At 69.5% G+C, this 19,208-nt stretch carries 27 protein-coding genes; 21 read left to right on the forward strand and 6 right to left on the reverse strand.

The window, feature by feature from the left end; all coding sequences use genetic code 11:
- The first annotated feature begins 11 nt into the window (after positions 1-11).
- From SAVERM_RS00230 to SAVERM_RS00240, 3 genes are all read left to right on the forward strand, one after another.
- Positions 12-428, forward strand: coding sequence for a hypothetical protein (locus SAVERM_RS00230; RefSeq protein WP_011109702.1), 417 nt, complete (start codon positions 12-14; stop codon positions 426-428).
- Positions 429-509: 81 nt separating this feature from the next.
- Positions 510-2,654, forward strand: a complete 2,145-nt coding sequence (locus SAVERM_RS00235; protein WP_011109703.1) for a hypothetical protein — start codon at positions 510-512, stop codon at positions 2,652-2,654.
- A gap of 80 nt (positions 2,655-2,734) precedes the next feature.
- Positions 2,735-2,923, forward strand: a complete 189-nt coding sequence (locus SAVERM_RS00240; protein WP_011109704.1) for a hypothetical protein — start codon at positions 2,735-2,737, stop codon at positions 2,921-2,923.
- Here the strand turns inward: SAVERM_RS00240 and SAVERM_RS43150 are convergent, their stop codons facing one another.
- Positions 2,924-3,085 carry a hypothetical protein gene (locus SAVERM_RS43150; RefSeq protein WP_167544184.1) on the reverse strand — a complete coding sequence of 54 codons (162 nt, stop codon included), beginning with the start codon at positions 3,083-3,085 and terminating at the stop codon, positions 2,924-2,926.
- A 224-nt stretch (positions 3,086-3,309) separates the two neighbouring features.
- Between SAVERM_RS43150 and SAVERM_RS00245 the strand changes: the two genes are divergently transcribed.
- The 13 genes from SAVERM_RS00245 to SAVERM_RS00300 all read left to right on the forward strand — a co-directional run bounded on the left by SAVERM_RS00245 (position 3,310) and on the right by SAVERM_RS00300 (position 10,305).
- Positions 3,310-3,804: a hypothetical protein gene (locus SAVERM_RS00245; protein ID WP_011109706.1), complete on the forward strand. Its 495-nt coding sequence runs from the start codon at positions 3,310-3,312 to the stop codon at positions 3,802-3,804.
- A 62-nt stretch (positions 3,805-3,866) separates the two neighbouring features.
- Complete coding sequence (locus SAVERM_RS00250; RefSeq protein ID WP_011109707.1) at positions 3,867-4,667, forward strand: hypothetical protein; 801 nt, start codon at positions 3,867-3,869, stop codon at positions 4,665-4,667.
- Between the two features lie 80 nt (positions 4,668-4,747).
- Positions 4,748-4,993: a hypothetical protein gene (locus SAVERM_RS00255; protein WP_011109708.1), complete on the forward strand. Its 246-nt coding sequence runs from the start codon at positions 4,748-4,750 to the stop codon at positions 4,991-4,993.
- Between the two features lie 248 nt (positions 4,994-5,241).
- Positions 5,242-5,706 (forward strand): RRQRL motif-containing zinc-binding protein, encoded by a 465-nt coding sequence (locus SAVERM_RS44030; protein ID WP_037652107.1) that lies wholly within the window; start codon positions 5,242-5,244, stop codon positions 5,704-5,706.
- Positions 5,707-5,825: 119 nt separating this feature from the next.
- Positions 5,826-6,332, forward strand: coding sequence for a hypothetical protein (locus SAVERM_RS00265; RefSeq protein ID WP_037652109.1), 507 nt, complete (start codon positions 5,826-5,828; stop codon positions 6,330-6,332).
- Positions 6,329-6,679 (forward strand): hypothetical protein, encoded by a 351-nt coding sequence (locus SAVERM_RS43530; protein WP_011109711.1) that lies wholly within the window; start codon positions 6,329-6,331, stop codon positions 6,677-6,679. The genes SAVERM_RS00265 and SAVERM_RS43530 overlap by 4 nt, the downstream gene beginning before the upstream one ends.
- A complete protein-coding gene (locus SAVERM_RS00275; protein WP_011109712.1) occupies positions 6,676-7,632 on the forward strand; it encodes an ATP-binding protein in 957 nt (318 codons plus the stop codon). Before SAVERM_RS43530 ends, SAVERM_RS00275 begins: the two co-directional genes overlap by 4 nt.
- On the forward strand, positions 7,629-7,817 hold the full coding sequence (locus tag SAVERM_RS00280; RefSeq protein WP_037652111.1) for a hypothetical protein: 189 nt from the start codon (positions 7,629-7,631) through the stop codon (positions 7,815-7,817). Before SAVERM_RS00275 ends, SAVERM_RS00280 begins: the two co-directional genes overlap by 4 nt.
- A 125-nt stretch (positions 7,818-7,942) precedes the next feature.
- Positions 7,943-8,245 carry a hypothetical protein gene (locus SAVERM_RS00285; protein ID WP_037652112.1) on the forward strand — a complete coding sequence of 101 codons (303 nt, stop codon included), beginning with the start codon at positions 7,943-7,945 and terminating at the stop codon, positions 8,243-8,245.
- A 166-nt stretch (positions 8,246-8,411) separates the two neighbouring features.
- Positions 8,412-8,855, forward strand: coding sequence for an ASCH domain-containing protein (locus tag SAVERM_RS00290; RefSeq protein WP_011109714.1), 444 nt, complete (start codon positions 8,412-8,414; stop codon positions 8,853-8,855).
- A complete protein-coding gene (locus tag SAVERM_RS00295) occupies positions 8,852-9,133 on the forward strand; it encodes a hypothetical protein (RefSeq protein WP_011109715.1) in 282 nt (93 codons plus the stop codon). The genes SAVERM_RS00290 and SAVERM_RS00295 overlap by 4 nt, the downstream gene beginning before the upstream one ends.
- Positions 9,134-9,155: 22 nt before the next feature.
- Positions 9,156-9,329 carry a hypothetical protein gene (locus SAVERM_RS43155; RefSeq protein WP_011109716.1) on the forward strand — a complete coding sequence of 58 codons (174 nt, stop codon included), beginning with the start codon at positions 9,156-9,158 and terminating at the stop codon, positions 9,327-9,329.
- A 13-nt stretch (positions 9,330-9,342) separates the two neighbouring features.
- Positions 9,343-10,305 carry an Lsr2 family DNA-binding protein gene (locus SAVERM_RS00300; RefSeq protein ID WP_011109717.1) on the forward strand — a complete coding sequence of 321 codons (963 nt, stop codon included), beginning with the start codon at positions 9,343-9,345 and terminating at the stop codon, positions 10,303-10,305.
- Between the two features lie 20 nt (positions 10,306-10,325).
- Here SAVERM_RS00300 and SAVERM_RS00305 read toward each other — a convergent pair whose 3' ends face one another.
- Positions 10,326-10,787, reverse strand: a complete 462-nt coding sequence (locus tag SAVERM_RS00305) for a GNAT family N-acetyltransferase (protein WP_011109718.1) — start codon at positions 10,785-10,787, stop codon at positions 10,326-10,328.
- A gap of 96 nt (positions 10,788-10,883) precedes the next feature.
- On the reverse strand, positions 10,884-12,077 hold the full coding sequence (locus SAVERM_RS00310; protein WP_011109719.1) for an IS110 family RNA-guided transposase: 1,194 nt from the start codon (positions 12,075-12,077) through the stop codon (positions 10,884-10,886).
- 236 nt (positions 12,078-12,313) lie between these two features.
- Here SAVERM_RS00310 and SAVERM_RS00315 point away from each other — a divergent pair, with 236 nt between their 5' ends.
- From SAVERM_RS00315 to SAVERM_RS00330, 4 genes are all read left to right on the forward strand, one after another.
- Complete coding sequence (locus SAVERM_RS00315; RefSeq protein ID WP_011109720.1) at positions 12,314-13,063, forward strand: hypothetical protein; 750 nt, start codon at positions 12,314-12,316, stop codon at positions 13,061-13,063.
- 32 nt (positions 13,064-13,095) lie between these two features.
- Positions 13,096-13,272, forward strand: coding sequence for a hypothetical protein (locus SAVERM_RS00320; RefSeq protein ID WP_011109721.1), 177 nt, complete (start codon positions 13,096-13,098; stop codon positions 13,270-13,272).
- Between the two features lie 87 nt (positions 13,273-13,359).
- Positions 13,360-13,800, forward strand: a complete 441-nt coding sequence (locus tag SAVERM_RS00325) for a RapZ C-terminal domain-containing protein (protein ID WP_011109722.1) — start codon at positions 13,360-13,362, stop codon at positions 13,798-13,800.
- Positions 13,797-14,420 carry a hypothetical protein gene (locus tag SAVERM_RS00330; RefSeq protein WP_011109723.1) on the forward strand — a complete coding sequence of 208 codons (624 nt, stop codon included), beginning with the start codon at positions 13,797-13,799 and terminating at the stop codon, positions 14,418-14,420. Before SAVERM_RS00325 ends, SAVERM_RS00330 begins: the two co-directional genes overlap by 4 nt.
- 213 nt (positions 14,421-14,633) lie before the next feature.
- Here the strand turns inward: SAVERM_RS00330 and SAVERM_RS00335 are convergent, their stop codons facing one another.
- Positions 14,634-15,665 (reverse strand): ParB/RepB/Spo0J family partition protein, encoded by a 1,032-nt coding sequence (locus SAVERM_RS00335; protein WP_011109724.1) that lies wholly within the window; start codon positions 15,663-15,665, stop codon positions 14,634-14,636.
- On the reverse strand, positions 15,662-16,945 hold the full coding sequence (locus SAVERM_RS00340) for a ParA family protein (protein WP_011109725.1): 1,284 nt from the start codon (positions 16,943-16,945) through the stop codon (positions 15,662-15,664). The genes SAVERM_RS00335 and SAVERM_RS00340 overlap by 4 nt, the downstream gene beginning before the upstream one ends.
- Before the next feature lie 366 nt (positions 16,946-17,311).
- Between SAVERM_RS00340 and SAVERM_RS00345 the strand changes: the two genes are divergently transcribed.
- Positions 17,312-18,319, forward strand: coding sequence for a hypothetical protein (locus SAVERM_RS00345; protein WP_037652115.1), 1,008 nt, complete (start codon positions 17,312-17,314; stop codon positions 18,317-18,319).
- Positions 18,320-18,374: 55 nt separating this feature from the next.
- Here SAVERM_RS00345 and SAVERM_RS00350 read toward each other — a convergent pair whose 3' ends face one another.
- Entirely contained in the window at positions 18,375-19,100 is a 726-nt protein-coding gene (locus SAVERM_RS00350) for a hypothetical protein (RefSeq protein WP_137951861.1), read from the reverse strand.
- Positions 19,101-19,208 lie beyond the last annotated feature (108 nt).

Raw genomic sequence — 19,208 nt, forward strand, 5'->3', positions numbered from 1 at the left:
GGAAGACGCCGATGAGCGATCTTGCACCCCACAACACCAGCGCGGCGCCCGCCCCGGCCGACGGCGACAACCGCTACAAGGCCGTCCAGGCCAAGCTGGACAAGCTCGGCAGGGCCATGGACGACGCCGTCCTCGAACTGGAGTCGCTGCGGCGCAGCATGCAGGCCAACGCCTCCCGCACCGAGGACGTGGCCCGCGACATCGCCAACGCCGGCCTGGACGTGAAGTTCGTGGAGCTGACCAACAACGTGGCCGTCGCGCTGGGCGGCGCCGCGGTCCAGGTCCGCAAGCTGGCCGACACCGCTGAGGAGACCGCCGACCTCACCCACCAGACCCGACGCACCCACTCCACGCTCTACGGGGCGCTGGACGACATCCGCTCCAACCGGCGCGAGAAGACCCCCAGGCCGGGCTTCTTCAACCGCTGACCCTCTCCCCCACCCATCCCCGCCACGGGCGGCCCCGCGATACCTGCGGGGCCGCCCGTCCTGTTCCCGAAGGAGAAGCCGGTGACCACGCCGCGCAGTGTCGCGCTCGAACGCCTCGCCTACACCCTCGCCGCGCCCCTGCTGGCCGTGGCCCCGAACCTGTACTCCGACAGCCCCGTCAACCAGGTCGTGCAGCTGGCCGGCGCTGCCGGGATCGGCGGCTGGTTCCTGGCCGCCAAGAGCGATGAGCCCGGCGCCGGACGCAAGATCCTGCGCTGGTTCCCGCTGGTCCTGGCCGCCGCCGTCGACGTCGCCGCCGGGCACACCACCGGCTTCGGCCCGTATTGGATGGACGGGCTGCTCGCCGCCGGATGGGCGGCGGCCGGCTACCTGGTGATGCCGTTCTCTCGGCACACCCGCCGCCGCCACCGTCCCGCCCTCGCCGCCCCGGCCCCGCAGCCGGCGCCCGCCGAAGTCCTCGAGGAGTCGGTGGCGCAGCCGGACGACGGCGCCGACCTGCTCACCCGCGACGCACGGTTGCTGTGGGAGCAGGCCGGGATGCCCGGCCGCACGCACATCGTCAAGGCCACCCGGCACGACGGTCAGCGGCACGACATGACGATCCTGCTGCGCGCCTCGGAGACCGGACGGCCGATCACCGGCCTGTCGGAGGCCGCGGTCGCCGCGCCGTTCGGCGTGCACTCCAGCGACGTCGTCCTGGCGGAGGTCGCCATCCAGCCTGGCCGCCAGGGCGGGCCCGGCTGGATGGAGGCCCGCATCACCCCCGACGCCAACGCCCGGCGCCGCACCAAGCCGACCGCGCAGGAGCGCTGGACGGACCGGGTCGGCGGGCCCAAGGGCGGTGCCCCCGGCTCCGAGCTGGTCCACAAGACCCGCGACGACGAACGCGGGGTGACCTTCTACCGGGCGAAGATGGCCGACTCCACCGAGACCCCGCGTATCGACCTGGCCAAGGTCTGCCGCGCGCTGAACCTGCCCGAGGACGACTCCTGCGTGTTCGTCCTCATCGACGGCTCGGAGTTCCTGATCAGCGCGTTCGACACCCCGCCGCTCAGCGCGATCTTCCCCGCCACCCGCGAGCTGCTCACCCCGAACGCCAAGGGCATGTACGTGTGCGGGTTCACCATCACTGGCCAGCCGGTGAAGAGCATGGTGTACCAGCACGACAAGAACGCCGCGGCCCACGGCCTGATCCTGGGTGTGTCCCGCTCCGGCAAGACGCAGTATTTCGCGATCAACATGGCCGCCCAGTCCCTGGACGGACAGGTGGTGTGGCTGTCCACCGTCCGCAAGGACGAGAAGACCACCGTGCTCGGTCGGTACATCGACCGGCAGGGCTCGAACGCCCTGTGGATGGCGCGGCAGCTGCGGGCGGCGAAGGCGCTGTGCGAGATCAGGGCGGAGATGCCCTGGCCGCACGACGGCCAGCCGCACGACTACAAGCCGGGTGACACGCGCTGCCCGTACCGGCAGCTGAACGTGTACGCCGATGAGTTCATGACCGCGGCGCAGGACGGGGACTTCGGCGAGTTCATCCAGACGGACGGCGACGACCTCACGGTCACCGGGCTCAAGTACGGCATCGGCTTCAACCCCGCGGGCCAGTCGCCGTTCGCGCACAACGGCTTCTCCACGGAGATGAAGGACAACCTGCGGCAGAACAGCCGCCCGGTCATCTTCAACATGGGTTCGCCCGGCGCCACCCGCAAGGCGGCGGAGGGCACCATGGAGAACGCCTACGACGTGCCGACCATCCCGGCCCGCTACTCCCGCAACGAAGGCTCCGCGATCGAGCGGGCCATCAAGGGCGAGGCCGACCCGGAGAACGGCGTCTCCACGGGCGGCGTCGCGGTCATCGTCCTCGACAACGGCCGCGCCGTGCTCATGCGCTCGCTGTACGCGGACTTCGACACCGACCTCTCCGAACTGTTCCCCGACGAGGTCAACCGCCTCACCGACTACGAGATCAGCGAGCTGGACAGGCGCGGCCTGTGGTTCGACTGGAACGAGCCCGTGCGGCCCGGCGAGTTCTGGCCCGAGCCCGACGAAGACGACGAGGGCGAGGGCCGCTCCCGCCGGCGCGGCGGCGGAGGCGGCGGCAAGGGCGGAGGCGGGCGCGGCTCCAAGAGCGGCAACCGCCGCTCCGAGCAGGTCGCCTCTCCCCGCCAGGCGCTGGAGGCCATCAAGAACCTCACCGACGCCTGATCACACCCACCCATCCCCGGGGCCGGCCCGCCCGAGCACGGCCGGCCCCACCCCACCCCTTGTGAAGGAGCACCACCGCCGTGGCCCTCTCCATCTCCGCCGCCGTGCTGCTGGGCATCATCGTCGTCGTCCTGGTCAAGGGCGGCTACGTCCGGATCGGCTCCGCACTGGCCTGCACGCTGTTCGGCTTCACCCTCGCCGCGACCGGCCTGGCCCCGACCATCAACAGCGGCCTCGCCTCGCTCGCCGGACTGATCTCCAGCCTCTGACTACGCCTCGGTCCACGGCGGGTCGTGCGTGTAGTTGAGCCCGTCGCAGAAGCGGCAGTCCCACTCCGAGGGCACCTCCCACTTGTCGACCCAGAAGCCGACCTGCTTGCCCACGAAGAAGTTGTCCCCGCCGCACCACCCGCACTCGAAGACGAACTCCACCCGATCCCCTTCCCCGCGCCTGTCGGCTTCGAGGATGCCCGGGGCGCAGGTGCGGTGACTACCCACCCGCCAGCCCCAACTCACCTGCTGCACAACGCCGAAGGGCGCCGCCGGACACGATGCCGGCGACGCCCTTCGCCGTTGCGCGCGGCCACTCCCCCACGCGCCCTCCCGGCCACCACGGCCAGGAGGGCGCTCCCCTTCCCGCGTGATCGGAGAACCCCATGGACCCCCTGCACAACACCCAGTCCGACATGCCCGAGTCCGAGGCCGCGGCCGAAGCCCGCCGCCTGATCGACGACTGGGCGAGCAAGCCCGTACGCCACCACCCCACCTCGTTCCGCGACGACACCGAGCCGCCGGCCTTCGGCACCACCCCGCCCGTACGGCAGGAGGACCACCGGATCGTCCCGGCCTGGGCGGCCGGGATCGCAGTGGCCTCCATCGGCGTGGGCGCCGGGGTAACCGGCATCGGCTGCGGTGCCTGGCTCGTGCTCCAGGGCCTGTCCTCCGTCACGTTGAACGGCGTCCTCATGGTCACCCTGCCCTTCGCGGGCATCGCGATGGTCGCCACCGCCATCGGCGGCGCGATCAGCAAGGCCCGCGCGGCCGTCACCAAGAACGTCTTCGAGGGTCCGGTCACCCACCACACCGAGATCCACAACAACAGCACCACGCGCGGGGCGTTCTTCGCCCGCACCCGCAACGAGATCCGCTGACCGGCTCCGACCAGCCCACCACCACTTTCCACCGACCCCTCTGCCGAAGGAGCAGCAACGCCATGCCCAACAACGACAAGCCGGTCAACGGCCAGGAGAACCCGTCCTTCTTCGACCTGATCGACCAGATGCCCCCGCCGCCGGTCCTCGAGCTGGACGGCAAGCCCGGCACCCGGCGGCTCGCGCGGCTGCGCGCCGCGTGGAAGGAGTCCTGGGAAGAGGGCGGCTTCCTCTACCAGCGGTGGGAAGAGGTCTTCCAGGCCCGGCACGGCAGTTGGCACGAGGTCGCCAACTGGATCAAGGCGGCGGCACTGTTCGGCGGGCTCAGCCTCATCGTCATGATGCTGGACGCCGCCGGCGACATCGCCTCGGTCACGCTCAAGGGCCTGTCCGCCGTCCCGGCCACGGACGGCGGTGACGGCAGCGGACTGTGGGGCACGGTCGACCACCCCATCCGGCTCTTCCTCGCCGACCAGGCCGCGCACCTGTCCGTCGCCCCGGCCGCCCTGTACGCGTTCTGGCAACTGACCGGCCTGCTCGGTCTGGTCGGCGGGTTCTTCGGCAACGCCGGAGCCCGCATCGCCTGGCTGCTGTTCGGGATCGGCAGTCTCGCGATGATCTGGTCCACCGCCCCGGCCGGGGGCCGCGCCGCCGCTACCGGGCTCGCCGCCCTCATGTGGGCGCTGGCCAGCATCTTCGCTCTGCGCGGCCTGACTCTGCGGCCCATCGTCCACAACCACCCGCCGCAGTTCATGCCGCAGTTCAACCCCACGCTGCACCTCCACGCCACCCTCCCCGCCCCGGCCCCGGCGGGCGACGACTTCGACGACGAAGACGACAACGTCCACCCGCTCCAGCGCTGACTCACAACGCCGCTCGCGCCCACCCTCCTGCTGGCGCCGCGACCGACCAGGGTGCGGCGCCCGGACCCGAACGGAATCCCATGACGCTGCAGACGAACGAGTTCTGGGTCGGCACCTACCACGGCCGCCACGACGGCCGCCTCGTCAAGGTCACCGCCACCCGCGACGACACCCGCCTCGAGCCCTACGCCTGGACGTGCACCTGCGGGGCCTCCCAGACCTTCCCCACCGAGGACGGCGTGGACCGCACCGCCTGGCGGCACACGCACCCGACCCTCTGGGACCGGCTGCGCCAGAAGGCCGCCCTGCTGTTGCGGACCCGCTGAGACCTGACGCCCTGCCTGGCCCTCGCCCGCACCGGGCGAGGACCGGACAGGCCGCCCGGCCGCCGTCTCCCGCGCCCCGCTGACGAACCGACGTCGGCGGGGCGCGGTGTTGCCCACCCGACCCGCTGGAGGAGATCACTCGTGCTCATCCCCCGCCCGCGCCGCCGCATCGGCCGGCCCCGCCCGCAGCGCCCCGGCCCCCGCTACCCGCACCGTCCCGACCGGCTGCCTGGCGCCTGGAGCAGGTGATGACGCGCGCCCGGAAGAAGCGCCGCCCTCGCGAGGTGAAGCGGGTGCCGCGCAGCGACGCGCTCCTGCCGGAGCATGACCGCGGCGCAGTACCGGAGGGCTTGGTCACCAGGCGGCAGCTGAGGGACATGGGCCTCAGCCCGGGAGGCAACGACGGTCCGGTCGCGATCCTGCGATGCAAGTGGTGCTCCTACCGGCCGCAGTGGTCATGCATCCACCCCACCCGCGGCTTCCTGCTCCGCGTCGACCTGGCTGTACCCAAGCGCGTTCCGACGCTTGCTCAGGAATGGGCCCTTGATCGGGCTATGGCAGCTCGGCAGACCTGTAGCGAATGCAGGAGGCGTTTTTACATCTGCCTCTCCAAGAAGCTCGGGTGCTGCCTGGAGTGCTTCGACGGCACGCCCGCTGACCCCAGCAGCCTCATGACGGCCCCGGCCTCCGCCGCTCACCGGCTGGCCGCGTGAGCCGAACCCCGTCCCGGCCACACAGGCCGGGACGGGGCCCGTACAACCCGGGCGGCCGCAGCACCGGCAAAGGCCGGCCGCCCGCTCCCTCACCTCTTCGAGATCAGGAGAAACCCAGCATGACGCATCGCTCCGCCCCCTTCGCCGCCGTCCTCGGATTGGGACGCGCCGGGTCGAACATCGGTGATCATTTTGTGCAGTCCGACTACTGCGCCCGGGTCAAGGGCGCCACCGACGCCAAGCCGGTCCACTTCGCCGCCACCCCGGACGACGAACCCACCGTCCACGGCACGGCCGACGGCATCAAGGCATGCGCCTGGCACTGCCTGACCTACACCGCCACCCAGGCCCTCGCGGTCGGTGTCGGCGCCCGGGTCCTGGGCATCCGGCTGCACCCCGGAGCCGCCGCGGCCGCGCTCGCCCTGTCCTTCGCCACGCATTACGCCGCGGACCGCAGGGTGCCCGGCGGGCTCTTGGAGACGCTCGCCACGAAGACCGGCAAGGGCAACTTCTGGCGCCTGGCCGACCACGGAATCAACGGCGCGTACTGCCTCGACAGCGCATGGCATCACGGCTGGGAGACGATCGCCGCCCTCATCGCCGCCACCAAGGCGACGACCCGGTGACCGCCCGCTCCCGCACCCGTTTGGAGCGGGTGCGCGGCTCGCTCGGCATCGCCCAGCTCGCCCTCCAGCAGATCGAGGACGACCTGAAAGCCGACGACGTCGACGCCCGCGAGCTCGCCGCGATCCTGCGCGAGATCCAGGAGGACATCGACATGCCCGGCGGCCTCTTCCCCGCCCTCGCGCAGCTGGTCAGCACCGCCGCACGCAGGGCGGAGCAGATCGAGCCCGACCGCGACGGCGACGCCTCCTGCTACCTGCACGAGGCCGCCGCCCTGATCACCGACAACGCCGGGCAGCGCCTGAACTGGGCGGCCCGCTCCCTCCACCCGCAAGGAGACGACGCATGACGGTGCTGTACCCGGACCTGCCCGAGAACGGGCTCATCGTGCTGATCGGTGCCTCCGGCGCGGGCAAGTCCACGCTCGCCCGCACCCGGCCGGCCTCCCAGGTCCTCTCGCTCGATCGTCTGCGGGGCGTGGTCGGTGACGACCCTGGGCGGCAGGACGCGACCGGTGACGCGGCCGACGTCCTCAAGCTGATCCTGGAGCGCCGGATGGCCCGGGGACTCAACACGGTGATCGACGCGACCAATTGCGAGCAGCCCATCAGGGTGGAGCTGGTGACGGCCGCCAAGCGGCACGGCATGCCGACGGTCGCGGTCATCGTCCCCACGCCGCTGTCGGTGTGCCTGGAACGGCAGCACCCGCGCCCGGCCAACCGGCGCGTGCCCCAGGACGTCGTCCGCGCCCAGCACAAGGCGATGACGTACTCGCACCAGCAGCTGGCCGCCGAAGGCTTCAACACCATCGTCTTCGCCGACAACCTGTACCGCCTGGAGCCGCTGCTGAAGCGGCTTTCCGAGCGCCGTGAGGCCGACCTCGGGCGGGACGGCGGCAAAGGACTGGGTGACCTTCTCCTGGTCCGCCGGTTCTTCGGCCCGGCGATCCTGCCGCTGTGGCGGTGGCGGCCCGGCTCGGACCTGGTGACCGGCCGGGACCGCGTCGCGGAGATCCGCCTCGGGCAGCAGTACCTCACCCTTGCCTACCGCGCCGACGTCGACAGCGAGGGGGACTTCGGCTTCGACGTTCTGCTGCCGTGCCCCGTCGACCCGGAGTGCGCCGGGCAGGCGTGGGCGCCGGTCTACTCGGTCACCGACCTGCACAAGGCGCTGACCGGCGCCATGGACAGCGATCCGGATCTCGTCTGCACCGTCCACGGCGACGGCGCCGACGACGACCAGGACGACGACCCCGAGGGCCGCGCGGACCTTCAGGCGCAGTTCGCGGACGCGGTCGCTTGAGCCGCGCCGCCGACGGACCGCACCCCCACCCGCTCACCCCGGCTGACCTTCCGACCGGGGATGAGTGGTGGCGCGGCTGCCCGGAGTGCCACCTGCCGATCCAGGGCGGGGGCGCCGGCCTCGCCGCGCACCGCCGCACCGTCGGTGATCCCCGGCGCCCGATCACGATCCATCTGGAGTTCTGACCCGCCCTCACCGGCGTGACGGACGCTCCGCGCCGCCCCGGCCCCGTTCGACGGAGGCCGGGGCGGTCGCGGTGGTCCCTCAACACCGAGGCACCAACACCGAGCAGAGAAAGGAGCTGGACGTCATGCACCTGCGCACCTACGAGGTGGACGTCCCGATCCACGACACCACCGACCCGGACCGGCGCGGTCTGCACGTCTTTACCGGCGTCGCCGACTCCCCGGCCGCGGCCCTGCGGCGCGCGCACGAGGTGTATGACGCCGCGCTCGCCGCGCACACGGCCGGACTCGAGGTCCCCGGCAAGCAGCCGGACAACTGGGGAGCGCGCGGGCTCCGGCCCGGCTGGCAGATGGAGTGGCCCGCCGCGAAGGCCGGCCTCTGGCACAACCCCGTCAGCTGGACCACCCGCAGCGACTTCGCGCTGTAGCTCCGCCCCGGGACAGCCGCTGTGCTTGGCGGCTAGACGGCTGTCCCGGGCCCATCCATCCCGTACGAGACGAGACGGAGAACCCAAGTATGTCGTCCCTCCTGCGCATTCACGGCCGGATCGGCCAGCGCACCCTCTTACTGACGACCGAGTGGGGGCGAGCCGCATGAGCCTCGCTACCCTGCCCGAGGGCGACTGGATCCGCGGCATCACGATCCGCCAGCCCTGGGCAACCTGCATCCTCGCCGGAAAGAGCCCGGAGAACAGGCCCGCCAACTGGCCGTGGCGTGGCTGGGTGATGATCCACGCCGGGAAGAAGAAGCCGGAGCCCGCCGTGCTGCGCGACCCGCTGGTCGCCACCGCGATCCGTGGCCGCGAACTGCACCTGGGCGCGGTCATCGGCGTCGCCCGCCTCACCGACTGCCACGTGGACCTGGGGCCCGAGCGGTGCACCAGCCCGTGGGCGGAGCGCGATGCTCACCACCTGGTCCTCGCCGACGTCCAGGAGCTCGCCCTGCCCGTGCCCGCCACGGGCGCGCTTCCCGCCTGGAAGCCGCAGCTGGATCTGGTGGAGCAGGTGTTCCAGCAGCTGCCCGACTTCCGGCTGTGACGGGCCGACGCAGCAAGAAGCCGCTGTTCGAGCCGGGTCTGATCCCGGTTCCCGGCGCCCTTCTCGACTGGCGCGACAACCAGCATTTCGACCGCTGGCAGGACCGCCCCTGCGCGCTGTGCGACAAGCCCACGCCCATGCGCTCGCACTACGGCGAGCCCGTGCACAAGGCCTGCGCTGAGGACTGGATCGCCGCGAACCCCACCGAGGCCCGCCTCGGACGGTTCGCCTCCGACGTCCAGCCCAAGAAGCGCCAGCGCGACGACGACCACGCCTGAATTCCTCCACCTGGAGGCTCCCTTGAGCAGCACCCAACGCGAGGTAGACCACGCCCTTGCCTACCCCGAGCCGCCCGCGTCCCCGCTCTGGCACCGCCACGGCGCGAAGGCCCGCCCGCTCACCGACGCCCAGAAGCAGCGCAACCGCGAGCTGCTGGACCTCGCGCAGCGCAAGCCCCGCACCACCGCCGCGTAGGAGGACCCCGGTCATGTTCACCGACATGAAAGAGGCCCTCGAAGCCGAGGCCCTCGAACTCACCCCACTTGGCAGCGACCAGAGCAACGCCGCCTCCCTGGTGGTCGCCCACCAGGCCCGCGACAAGGACGACCTCGCCGACCTGCTGGGCGCCCTCGGACTGCCCTGCGCCGAAGACGACCTGGTGCGCCTGCTTCCGCACCTCACCAACCCCAACGACGACATCCCGACCGGAGACCCGATGACCGCCAACGCTTTCACCGCCACGGCCGCCTCCATGCTCACGAACGGCGACAGCCCCGAGCACGTACGCAGCACGCTCGGACTGTCGGAGAGCGAACTCGCCGAAGCTGTGAAGCACGCCGAACTGCCCGTCCCCACTGCCACCCCCGTCCCGGAGACGGACGACAGTGCCAGCGCCCCGGCCGAAGCCGTGAAGCACGCCGAACCCACCGCCGCCCCGGACACGGACGCCAGCGCCAGCGCCAGCGCCCCGGAGGCTGTCCCGGCGCCAGTGTCTGACGACACGGTGGACACCGACGGGATCGAGGCCCTGCTCTCCTGGGCGGAGAGCCACCCCGCCGCCAGCATCCGCAACCGGGCCGCCCGCGTGCGCAGCGACCTCACCGAGCTGACCGAGCGCCGCGCCACCGACGCCGCCCAACGGGAGGCAGAGGAACGCGTCGCCAACGCCAAGGCCGAACTGGAAGCCGCACAGGCGCAGCTGCGCGCGGTGAAGGCCGGCGGTCACACCGCGACGGCGGTACAGGACGCCACACCCCTGGCTCCCGCTCCCGCCCCGGCCCCGGCCGCGACCGCGACCGGCCAACGCAGCAAGGAAGAGCTGGCCGCGATCCGGACGTGGGCGCGCGCCAACGGCCACCAGGTCGCCGACAAGGGCAACCCCGCCAAGAAGGTCCTGGATGCGTACGACGCCGCCCACCGCACCGCCAACCTGGCGGAGGCTTCCCAATGATGTTGTCAAGCAGCGCGGTTTCAGCGCTGAATGGTGACAACCATCTGCGGCAGCACTCTGCCGACGATGGAACCCGAGGGCACGTTTCCTATGCGAACTGCGCCCATGGCGCGGTAGAAAGGCTCGGCGTTCGGGTCCGCATCGATCGTGAGCTGGGTGAACCCCAGGTCTCGTCCAGCAGCGATGGTGCGTTCGAACAGCAGGCGGCCGATCCCTTGGCCGATGGCCTGCGGCTCGACGAACATCATGCCCAGAACGCCAGTGGGTGGCTCTCCCTCAAGAGTCGTGAAGCCCAGGATGTGGCCATCTCTGTCAGCCACCGTGGTCCGTCGGCGTGCGACCTCGTGCGCGGCAACGGTGAGCTCGTCTCGACAGGCTTCCAGGAAGTCAGCGTCATAGCCCCAATGCGCTTTGGATCGCAGCGCCAAGTCGGTGAGTACGTCGGCTTCCGTCGCCCGTGCAGACCTGATCAGCACGTCCATCTACGTCCCCCGCTCAGGTGTAGGTCTTTCGATCTTCGCACCCTGCAGTCGTGCGGGAACAGTGCGCGATGGCCTCTGCCTGGACAGGGCAAGCGTTCAGCAGGCCGTTGCTGGAGGTTCGACCTGGTAGCACCGTCGGTCGCGGATGAGTGCCCACAGGACGTTGACGCGTCGCCGGGCCAGCGCCAGGACGGCCTGGATGTGGCTCTTTCCTTCGGCTCTCTTGCGGTCGTAGAACCGCTTGGAGTTGGGATCGCTCCAGGAGCTGACCAGCGCGGATGTGTAGAAGACGTGCTGCAGGCGCCGGTGGTAACGCTGTGGGCGGCGCAGATTCCCGCTGGTCTTTCCGGAGTCGTGCGGGGCGGGAGCGACACCGCCGAAGGCCGCGAGCCGGTCGGCGGTGGGGAAGCCGTCCAGGCTGCCGCCGACAGCAACCAGGAACTCGGCACCGAGCTTGGGTCCCATGCCCGGCATGCTGAGGACTATGTCGGCCAGTTCGTGTTCACGAAACCGGCCTTCGATGAGCTTTTCGGTCCCGGTGATCTTCTCGTTGAGGGCCATCACCTCCTTTGCCAGGGTGTGGACCATCTGCGCGATGACCTTCTCGCCGGCGACGGCGGTGTGCTGACGCTCGGCGGCCTCCACGGCTGCTTTGGCCAAGTTCTCGGCCCCACGAACCTTGCGGTTGCGCAGCCAGGTCGTCAGCCGGTTGAGGCCGATCCGGCGCAGAGCGGTCGGAGTCTGATAGCCGGTGAGGAGGACCAGCGGTCCGGCGTTGGTGAGTTCCACAGCCCGTTCCAAAGCGGGGAACATGCTGGTCAGCACCGAGCGGAGCCGGTTGATGGTACGGGTCCGTTCGGCGACCAGGTCGATGCGGCGGCTGGTCAGAAGCGCCAGCTCGATCGTGTCCTCGTCGCCGGGGCGGATGGGCCGCAGGTCTCGGCGCATACGCGCCTGGTCAGCAATGATCCTGGCGTCGCGGGCGTCGGTCTTGCCCTCGCCGCGGTAGGCGTCGGATGCGCGGTTCACCATGCGGCCGGGGATGTACAGCAGCTCCTGCATGTGGTTGATCAGTACCGCGATCAGCAGCCCGGGTTCGCCGCCCGTCATGTCCAATGCCCAGGTCACCTCGCGGCCGTCCGCGGTATCGAGGACGTCGCCGAGCAGCTGGAGGAGCTCCGGCTCGTCGTTGGCCACGCGGCGAGACAACAGTGTCTTGCCGTCAGCATCCATGGCGACGCAGTGGTGGTGCGTCTTGCCGCAGTCGATCCCGGCCCATATCCGGCTCATCGTGCTCCCGAAGTCGTTCCTGCCTTGCGTACCACGGACGACCTCGCCGGCATTGCTCTACACAGCGACCATCTCGCACTTCCCAATCGGCGGCCGAGTCGTCGTGGGGAGCGGGACGGCCAAGCCTCCGGAGCCACAGACGGCAGCGCAGCTGAGAGCCACACCCCACTCCCCTGGGTGCCACAACCCTACGAATGGCTGGGGCCAACCCGTGATCAGAAAGGTAGAGCGAGCTGATGGACGCCATCCCCTTCGCACTGGACGGCTACCTGGCCGCCGACCCCGAACCCGGTGACGGGGAGGACACCGCCTCCTGGCGGCTGAACTGCTCCGCCGGCACCGACCACCTGATGGAAGAAGCGGTCATCCCCTGCACCACCACGCAGCCGGAGATCGCGCACACCCTGCTCACCGAGCGGCAGCCCGGCGACCTGCTCCGGGTCAGCGGCCACCTCACGCTCCCGGACACCGCCGACGGAGTCATCCAGCTGCACGCCGACACCCTCGAAGTCCTCTGGGCAGCACCGGTACTGGATGGGGACGGGGACGACGCAGACACCGCGACCACGACAGACACGGACGCGGACCGCAACAGCGCCATCGCGGCTCTCGCCGACGCTCTCACCAGCCTCGGACAGGCCGCACCCGGCTCCGGGCAGAGCATCCGCATCCACATCAGCCCGACCGGGACCCTCGGTTCGGGCCTGGAGCACTGTCACCACTTCGACCTCCCCCCGGCCCTGGCCCACCGGCTCGCCGACTACATCGACGCCATGAACTGCTCCCTGGACAGCCAACACCCCGACGGCGTCGTCCTGGACCCGGAGACCATCGCGGACCTGACCGACCTGTTCGAGGACATCGACCTGATCGGCCTCACCAACACGGTCCTCAACGCGACCCGGCCCGAGTACCGGCCCGCCGTCACACAAGCGATGGACGACATGTTCGGCGACATCCCCGCCCCCGAGGACACCGACCCGTGACCGCCAGCCACACCCGAAGGGAAGCACCCCTGATGCCCCCACAGCCCCAGCGCAGCGTCCTGGAGCGGTTCCCCGCCGGAGGCCCCCGCGGCTCGTGGCCGGCGGAGGAGTACGCCGCCGCCCAGCGTGCCCAGGGCACGGACGCTCAGGTCGTGATGGACCTGCGCAGTGACCAGTTCCTCGTAGTTACCGGCACCGTCCCGCAGTAGCACCACCCCGGAGCGCCGCGCCCGACCTTCCCGGCCGGGCGCGGCGCTCCGCCGTTCCCTCACCACCGAGCAGAAGGGCACCCCTTCGTGCGTCTGATCCGCCTGATCTCCTTCGGCTATCTGCACCTGCCCACCGGCCCGGACGGCTCCCCCGTCCCGCCTGCCGCCGACCGTATCGAGGACGTCCGCGACCGGCTCCGCGACCCCGCCGCCGCCCGCGACATCCTCGACCTGGACGGCCTCAACCCCCGTGTCCAGGACGTCGTCCTGAACACCCCCGGCGCCCGCGAACTCATCGCCAACCTCGCCGATTACGCCGACCTGCCCGCCGGTCCGAGCCGCATCGCGATCGGCTGTGCAGGAGGCAGGCACAGGGCCAGCGGCCTCACCGAAATCCTTGCCCGCACACTCCGCGACCGGGGCCGCGAGGTCGAAGTCGAGCACCTCCATGTCCACTTGCCGCGCGTGCTCAAGACCCCCGCCCACGGCACCGCCCACCCCAGCTCCACGCAGGAGGCCACCCGATGAAGCGTCCCTTCCCCCGCTGCGGCCACACGCCCGGCGCCCTCAGCCCCGAGGACCAGGCCGCCGTCAACCAGTTCCGCGCGCTGCTCGCCGCACTGCGCGACATGGAGCCCTGGACCCCCGGCCTCTACCGGGACATCGCCGTACGCGTCGGACCGTTCGTGGAAAGGGCCCACCCCCGCCCGGGCGACGACCACGATCCCGACCTGATCGCCGTCTCCCTGGTCCACCCCGACACCCCGCACGCCGCGGCCTACCTCCACGGCCACCAGCTCTACACCGGTAGGGGCTGGCTGCGCTGCGAGACGGACAAGATCCTCGGAGTGTGGCACCCGGCCCTCACACCGCTCACCCACGCCGCGGCGGGCCTGGACCTCCCCGACGACGTCGGCATGAGCCTGGCGCACTACGCCGTCCATGTCGAAGCCCGCCGGAAGGACAACTCCGGCCGCATCATGCTCCGCATGGGCCCGTACACCCAGACCTGGCTCGCCTCCCGTGACGCGGACCGCCTCAACACCCTGCTGGAGGGCAAGGCGGCCACCGTCGTCCCCGGGTTCACGGTTACCGCGAAGGCGGCGCCGTTCGATGTCAGCGACCACGAGAGCTACGACGACCCGTAGGCGACCGAGGCCGCCGCGCTCCTGGCGGCCGCCATCGCTGCCGCACGGGCGGCGGCCGCCACCGTCCCCAACCCCGGCCCCGGGGAGCTGCCCGCAACATGGGCACCCTGATCTTCCCTCCACACACGAAGCCCTGTTCCCGGCCGCACGCTGGGAACAGGGCTTTTTGTGTTTTTTAGGAGCTTCCGGCGGGTGTGCGAGGCGGCAGCCTCGTCAGTCAGCGTTGGCGGCCCGCTTTTCTCGATCGCGGAGCAGCATGTCGCATACCTTGTCGCGTTCCTCTGGCGGCATTTTGAACAGGATCAGGGTTCCTGCTTCAAAGCCGTCGTGGTACGGGAACTTCTTCACTGCCGATTGGTCCTGCTGGCCATCACGGCCTTCAGCGCCTCGCGGCTCAGGAATCGACTCCTTGGGCGGATCTTGCCCGTCGGCAGCAGGCAGCAGTTGTTCCAGCACACCGGCCGTTACCTCGCTGTGATTTTTCACGGCGTGAAAATCAGCGGGCTCGGGCGCAGGCTGCTGTCGACTCCGCGCCCGGCGCTTCGAGGCCTCAGCCCGTTCATCGGCCTTAGCTTTCTGGGCTTCCGGGGAGAGCTTGGACAAATTCCGGACGTGCTCGGTCTTGCGCTCTCCCGTCATCAGGTCTTTCTGCAGCTCGGGAGACAGCTTGAGCAGGGACAGCTTGCTCGAAAGCGTGGAGGCGGACATGGACAGGCGCCTGCACGCCTTGGTCTGCGAGCCTCCGTAGTAGTCCACCAGTTGCTTGAGGGCGTGAGCTTCCTCAAGGTCCGTCATGTCCTCGCGGTGGTAGTTCGCGATGAACGCGGACTCCAAGAGCTTTTCGTCGCTGCTCAGCCGGGCGTCATCCACTCGCACGGGAATGGTCGCCAGTCCGACCTGCCGGGCTGCCTCGAGACGCCGGTGACCGTCTATGACCACATACTGCGCGCCGGGATCGAGATCGTTGGCGCGATCGGGCCGGCTGCGAACGTATGCGTCGACAGTACCGACCACGATCGGCAGGATGACGCCGACCTCACGCACCGACTCAACGGTGTACTCGAGGTTCCGGAGATGGTTGCGGGGGTTGTCGGGGTTGTCGCTGATGGCAGGGACGGGCAGATCGGTCAAATCCGCAGTGCCGACACCGCCGTTGATCGTCTCGTTGATCGCGTTTCTGCGTGCGCTGCGGTTGGAGGTGCTGCCGAACGAGGACCCACGCCCCAACTGGTCCTTCTTGCTCACTTGCCGACCCCTGCCACGATCAGTCGCATGATGTTCGCCTGCTTGCTCTCCGGGACGTACGCCAGCAGAGGCCGCTTGAGCCGCACGGACTCGCGCTGCTCCTTGAGGTCGTCGATCACAGCGATGACCCTGTCGTTCTCCATGTTGTGCCACTCCTCCAAAGAGGACGTGGCGATGTAGCCGCGGCGACTATCGAACTGGTTCACCACGATGCCCAGCCGGTCGATCTCGAGATGTAGGTCCGTCTCGAGGTCTTCGATCTGCTCGATGAGCATCTCGTAGGCGTCGGCTGAACTGTCCTCGGACTGCACGGGGACGAGCACTCCAGACCGACCAGGCTTCTCGTTCGGACGCCTGCGCCCGTAGTAGAGGCCGGCGTCCATGCTCAGTCCCAGGCTTGGCGGGGAGTCGACGACGATGACGTCGAAGTCGGCCTCAAGTGAGTGCAGCGCCCGCTCAAGCGCCATCTCCTTCTGGAAACCGCGGGACTGGGCGGCCGTGAGTGCCAGCTTGGAGTCCAGCAGGAATGCCTCGCGCGTGCCCGGCAGGACGTATAGCCGGCCCCCGAAACGCGGATCGTCGATTGCTACGAGCAGGTCCTTGATGTCGCCCTGAGCGTCACCGGACATGTGGGTGACCAGGCTGTCTTCACCCACGGCGATGGGCGGGATACCCAGCTGGTTGCTGAGGTGGAGCTGCGGGTCGTAGTCGACGAGGAGAACCCTCTGCCCACCCGCGGTGTAGTCGGCGATCAGGGCGAGGAGCTGCTCACGGGTGCGGTTGAGCCGCTCAAGCTCGGTGTCGGTCAGAGTCTGCACGAAGTTCTGCAGGCACTTGACGCCGATCCCCTGAGGCTCGGCGTGAGCTTCGGCGATTCCCGCAGAGATGGTGGTCTTGCCGACGCCGCCCTTCTGGTTGCAGACGATGATCCGACGCGGCGGGGCGGGCAGACCAGCCTGCTTGGGGGAAGGGTTGTCGTCCAGCCAGGACCGGATGCTCTGCGCAAGCCCCTGGATGTAAGAGAGGCCGCGTTCAGTACAACTGGCCTTGAAGTCGTCGTACATGCCTGTAGGCAGCCAGGTGGAGAACGACCTCGCACCCGACGTGTCGACGTCTGCGCCTGACCAGTCGCTGGCACGCCAGTTGGTGATGGCCGTGGTCGCGGCATCCTGGATGTCCAGGCCGAATTCGGCGCAACGGATCTTCAGTTCTTGCTGGAGCGCGGGCGGAAGCTTGGACGCCACCTTTTCCCGGTCTCCGTCAGGGTATGGAGAAGCCATGGCGTCACCTTACTGACCCTTGATTCCGGCGCGGTGTCCGGTGTGCAAGTTCTTGACCCGCTTCACCCGTTCGACGACCCGCCGATTTTCACGCCGTGAAAAGTCACGGAAAGGTAACGCTGCGGTCTGTGGTGACGCTCCCACGATCGAGTGACACCAGGGCGATCCGCTCAGCGAGTTGGCTACGCTGCTCCTCAAACGGCAGCGGCAAGGCCGTGCTCCCTTGAACGCCATCGGCCCACCGGCGTTCATCTACGGGCTGCGAAGGAGCTCAGCTTCACACCGCAACCACGCGCACCATCAACCCGGCTGACGGCCCGATCGCCGTACCGGAGGGCCGACTGGTACGGAGAATCAGGACCTCTCATGCGTAGTGAGCGGATCAGCCGACTCGCCGCCCGTCGCCAGCAGTACACGAACGAGACCTACCAGCAGGCCCGCAACCTGCTGCGCCCCGGGCGACCGCCTATCCCGGATGCGGACTGCGACAAGCAGCGGAACTTCGAGGCCGACCTCTTCCACCAGCTCATCGAGTCGAACAGGGACTTCACCGCCTATCCCTTCGGAATCCGGCGCGTCAGTCCGAAGCCCGACACGATCGAGCTGGTCGTCGAGAGTGAGCAGCGCGCCAGACGGCTGCTGTCGTGGCTGCTGCCTTGCTATGAGCCTGGCGGTGAGGTCCACGGCGTCCTGGGTCTTCGGATCCGGCAGCGCACAGTCAGGGGCGTGGAGCTGCACCTTGCTGGCCAACGCACCTCCGTATGGCTAACCGGCCCGCACCGCGACGTATGGAAGAGCGCGGAGAACGAGAGCCTCGAACATGTCGCGGACCTCGGATGGAAGGCCCTGTGGCGCGGACCGGAGCACTGGTCGGCGGAAGAGGTCGCCTTCGAGCATGAGTGGAACACGGGGGAGTGGACACGGCAGTTCCGGGCGGGCGCGTGGAGCGCCAGCGGGCTGCTGCGTCGTCTCGGGCTCTTCCGCACCCTCACCGCGGCAGACGCTGTCACCGGCTACAAAGGGTTGGGCATCAACGGCTACGACGGCAGCGGCCCGGTGCGCTGGTGCCTGGACATCATCCACCGATCCGGCATCCGGCACCGCAAGCAGCACCTGATCGAAGCGATCACGGACCCGGAGTTCGGGCTGCCTGTCTCCCGAGCCGATCACCTGGATGCGATCTATCCACCAGAGACGATGGAGAACTGGATCCGCCTGGATGATGAGGCCCGGACAGGCCTCATCGAACTCCGCTTCACCACCTGTGACTACGAGCAACTGCAGCTGAGCACCTGCGGTCCCGAGTACCAGGCGATCGCCGAAGCAGTCGAGCGGCGAATCAGCACCGCGACCCAGCGCCTCGGCCCTGGATGAGTTCCTCGGGAAAAACGAAGACCGTCCGAGGCTTCCCACGGGCAGCGCCGGACGGTCACCCCTCTTCGACCCGCAGTGCCAGCACGGCGGTGCCGACCTGAACTTCCCATCCCCGACGCACACGGACGGCATGGGCGCCGGCGATACCGGCCTGCGGATCGGTCAGCGCCATGGCGACGTCCTCGGCGAAGGGGAAGCTGCCCCACGTCAGTTCCCACCAGTCACCGCGACCCCAAAGACGCCTGCCCACGCGGCCTCCCCACGCACTGGTGCGATCCAGAGGATCCATGAACCAGTTCCCCAGCGCCCATTGCCGCTGGGGATCACGCAGTCCGATCCGTGTCACCAGGCCTGACAGAAGAACCAGCGTGTCATCTGTCATAGGCGGCACGTCCGCCAGTGCATCGTGCTCCTCCCCGGTCAGGCCCTGGTCCACGGTCCACACCCGGTGCTCGTCGAAGCCACCGTCGAAGGGAGGAACCGGGGGACGATCGGTGACGGTCATTCGTGCGCCGGTGACCAGATGCCGAAGCTGGAAGGCGTCAGCCCTTGCTTCCTCCAGACGCAGGCCGGGCAGACCCACCGGCTTGCCACGAGGCACCAAGTACGTGAGCACATTGGACGGCGTGGGCGTGATGACCACCAAGTCGTCGGGCCTGGGGGAGAGAATCAGGTCGTAGTGGGTCACCGACGCCATAGCCCACATGCCCGGCCACTCCTGCAGAGGGCCTCCGTTGAAGATGCCCAAAGCCAGCAATGCCCGAAGCCGTTGCTGGGCCAAGTCGGAGGTGTCGAAGCCCAGGTGGCCGCAACCGCGGGGAACACCTCGTGCAGCCGCCTGCCTATGTTCACCGGAGAAAGCGCGACGAGTCGCAGAAGCGGAACGACG

It is taken from the genome of Streptomyces avermitilis MA-4680 = NBRC 14893, assembly GCF_000009765.2.
GTDB lineage: Bacteria > Actinomycetota > Actinomycetes > Streptomycetales > Streptomycetaceae > Streptomyces > Streptomyces avermitilis.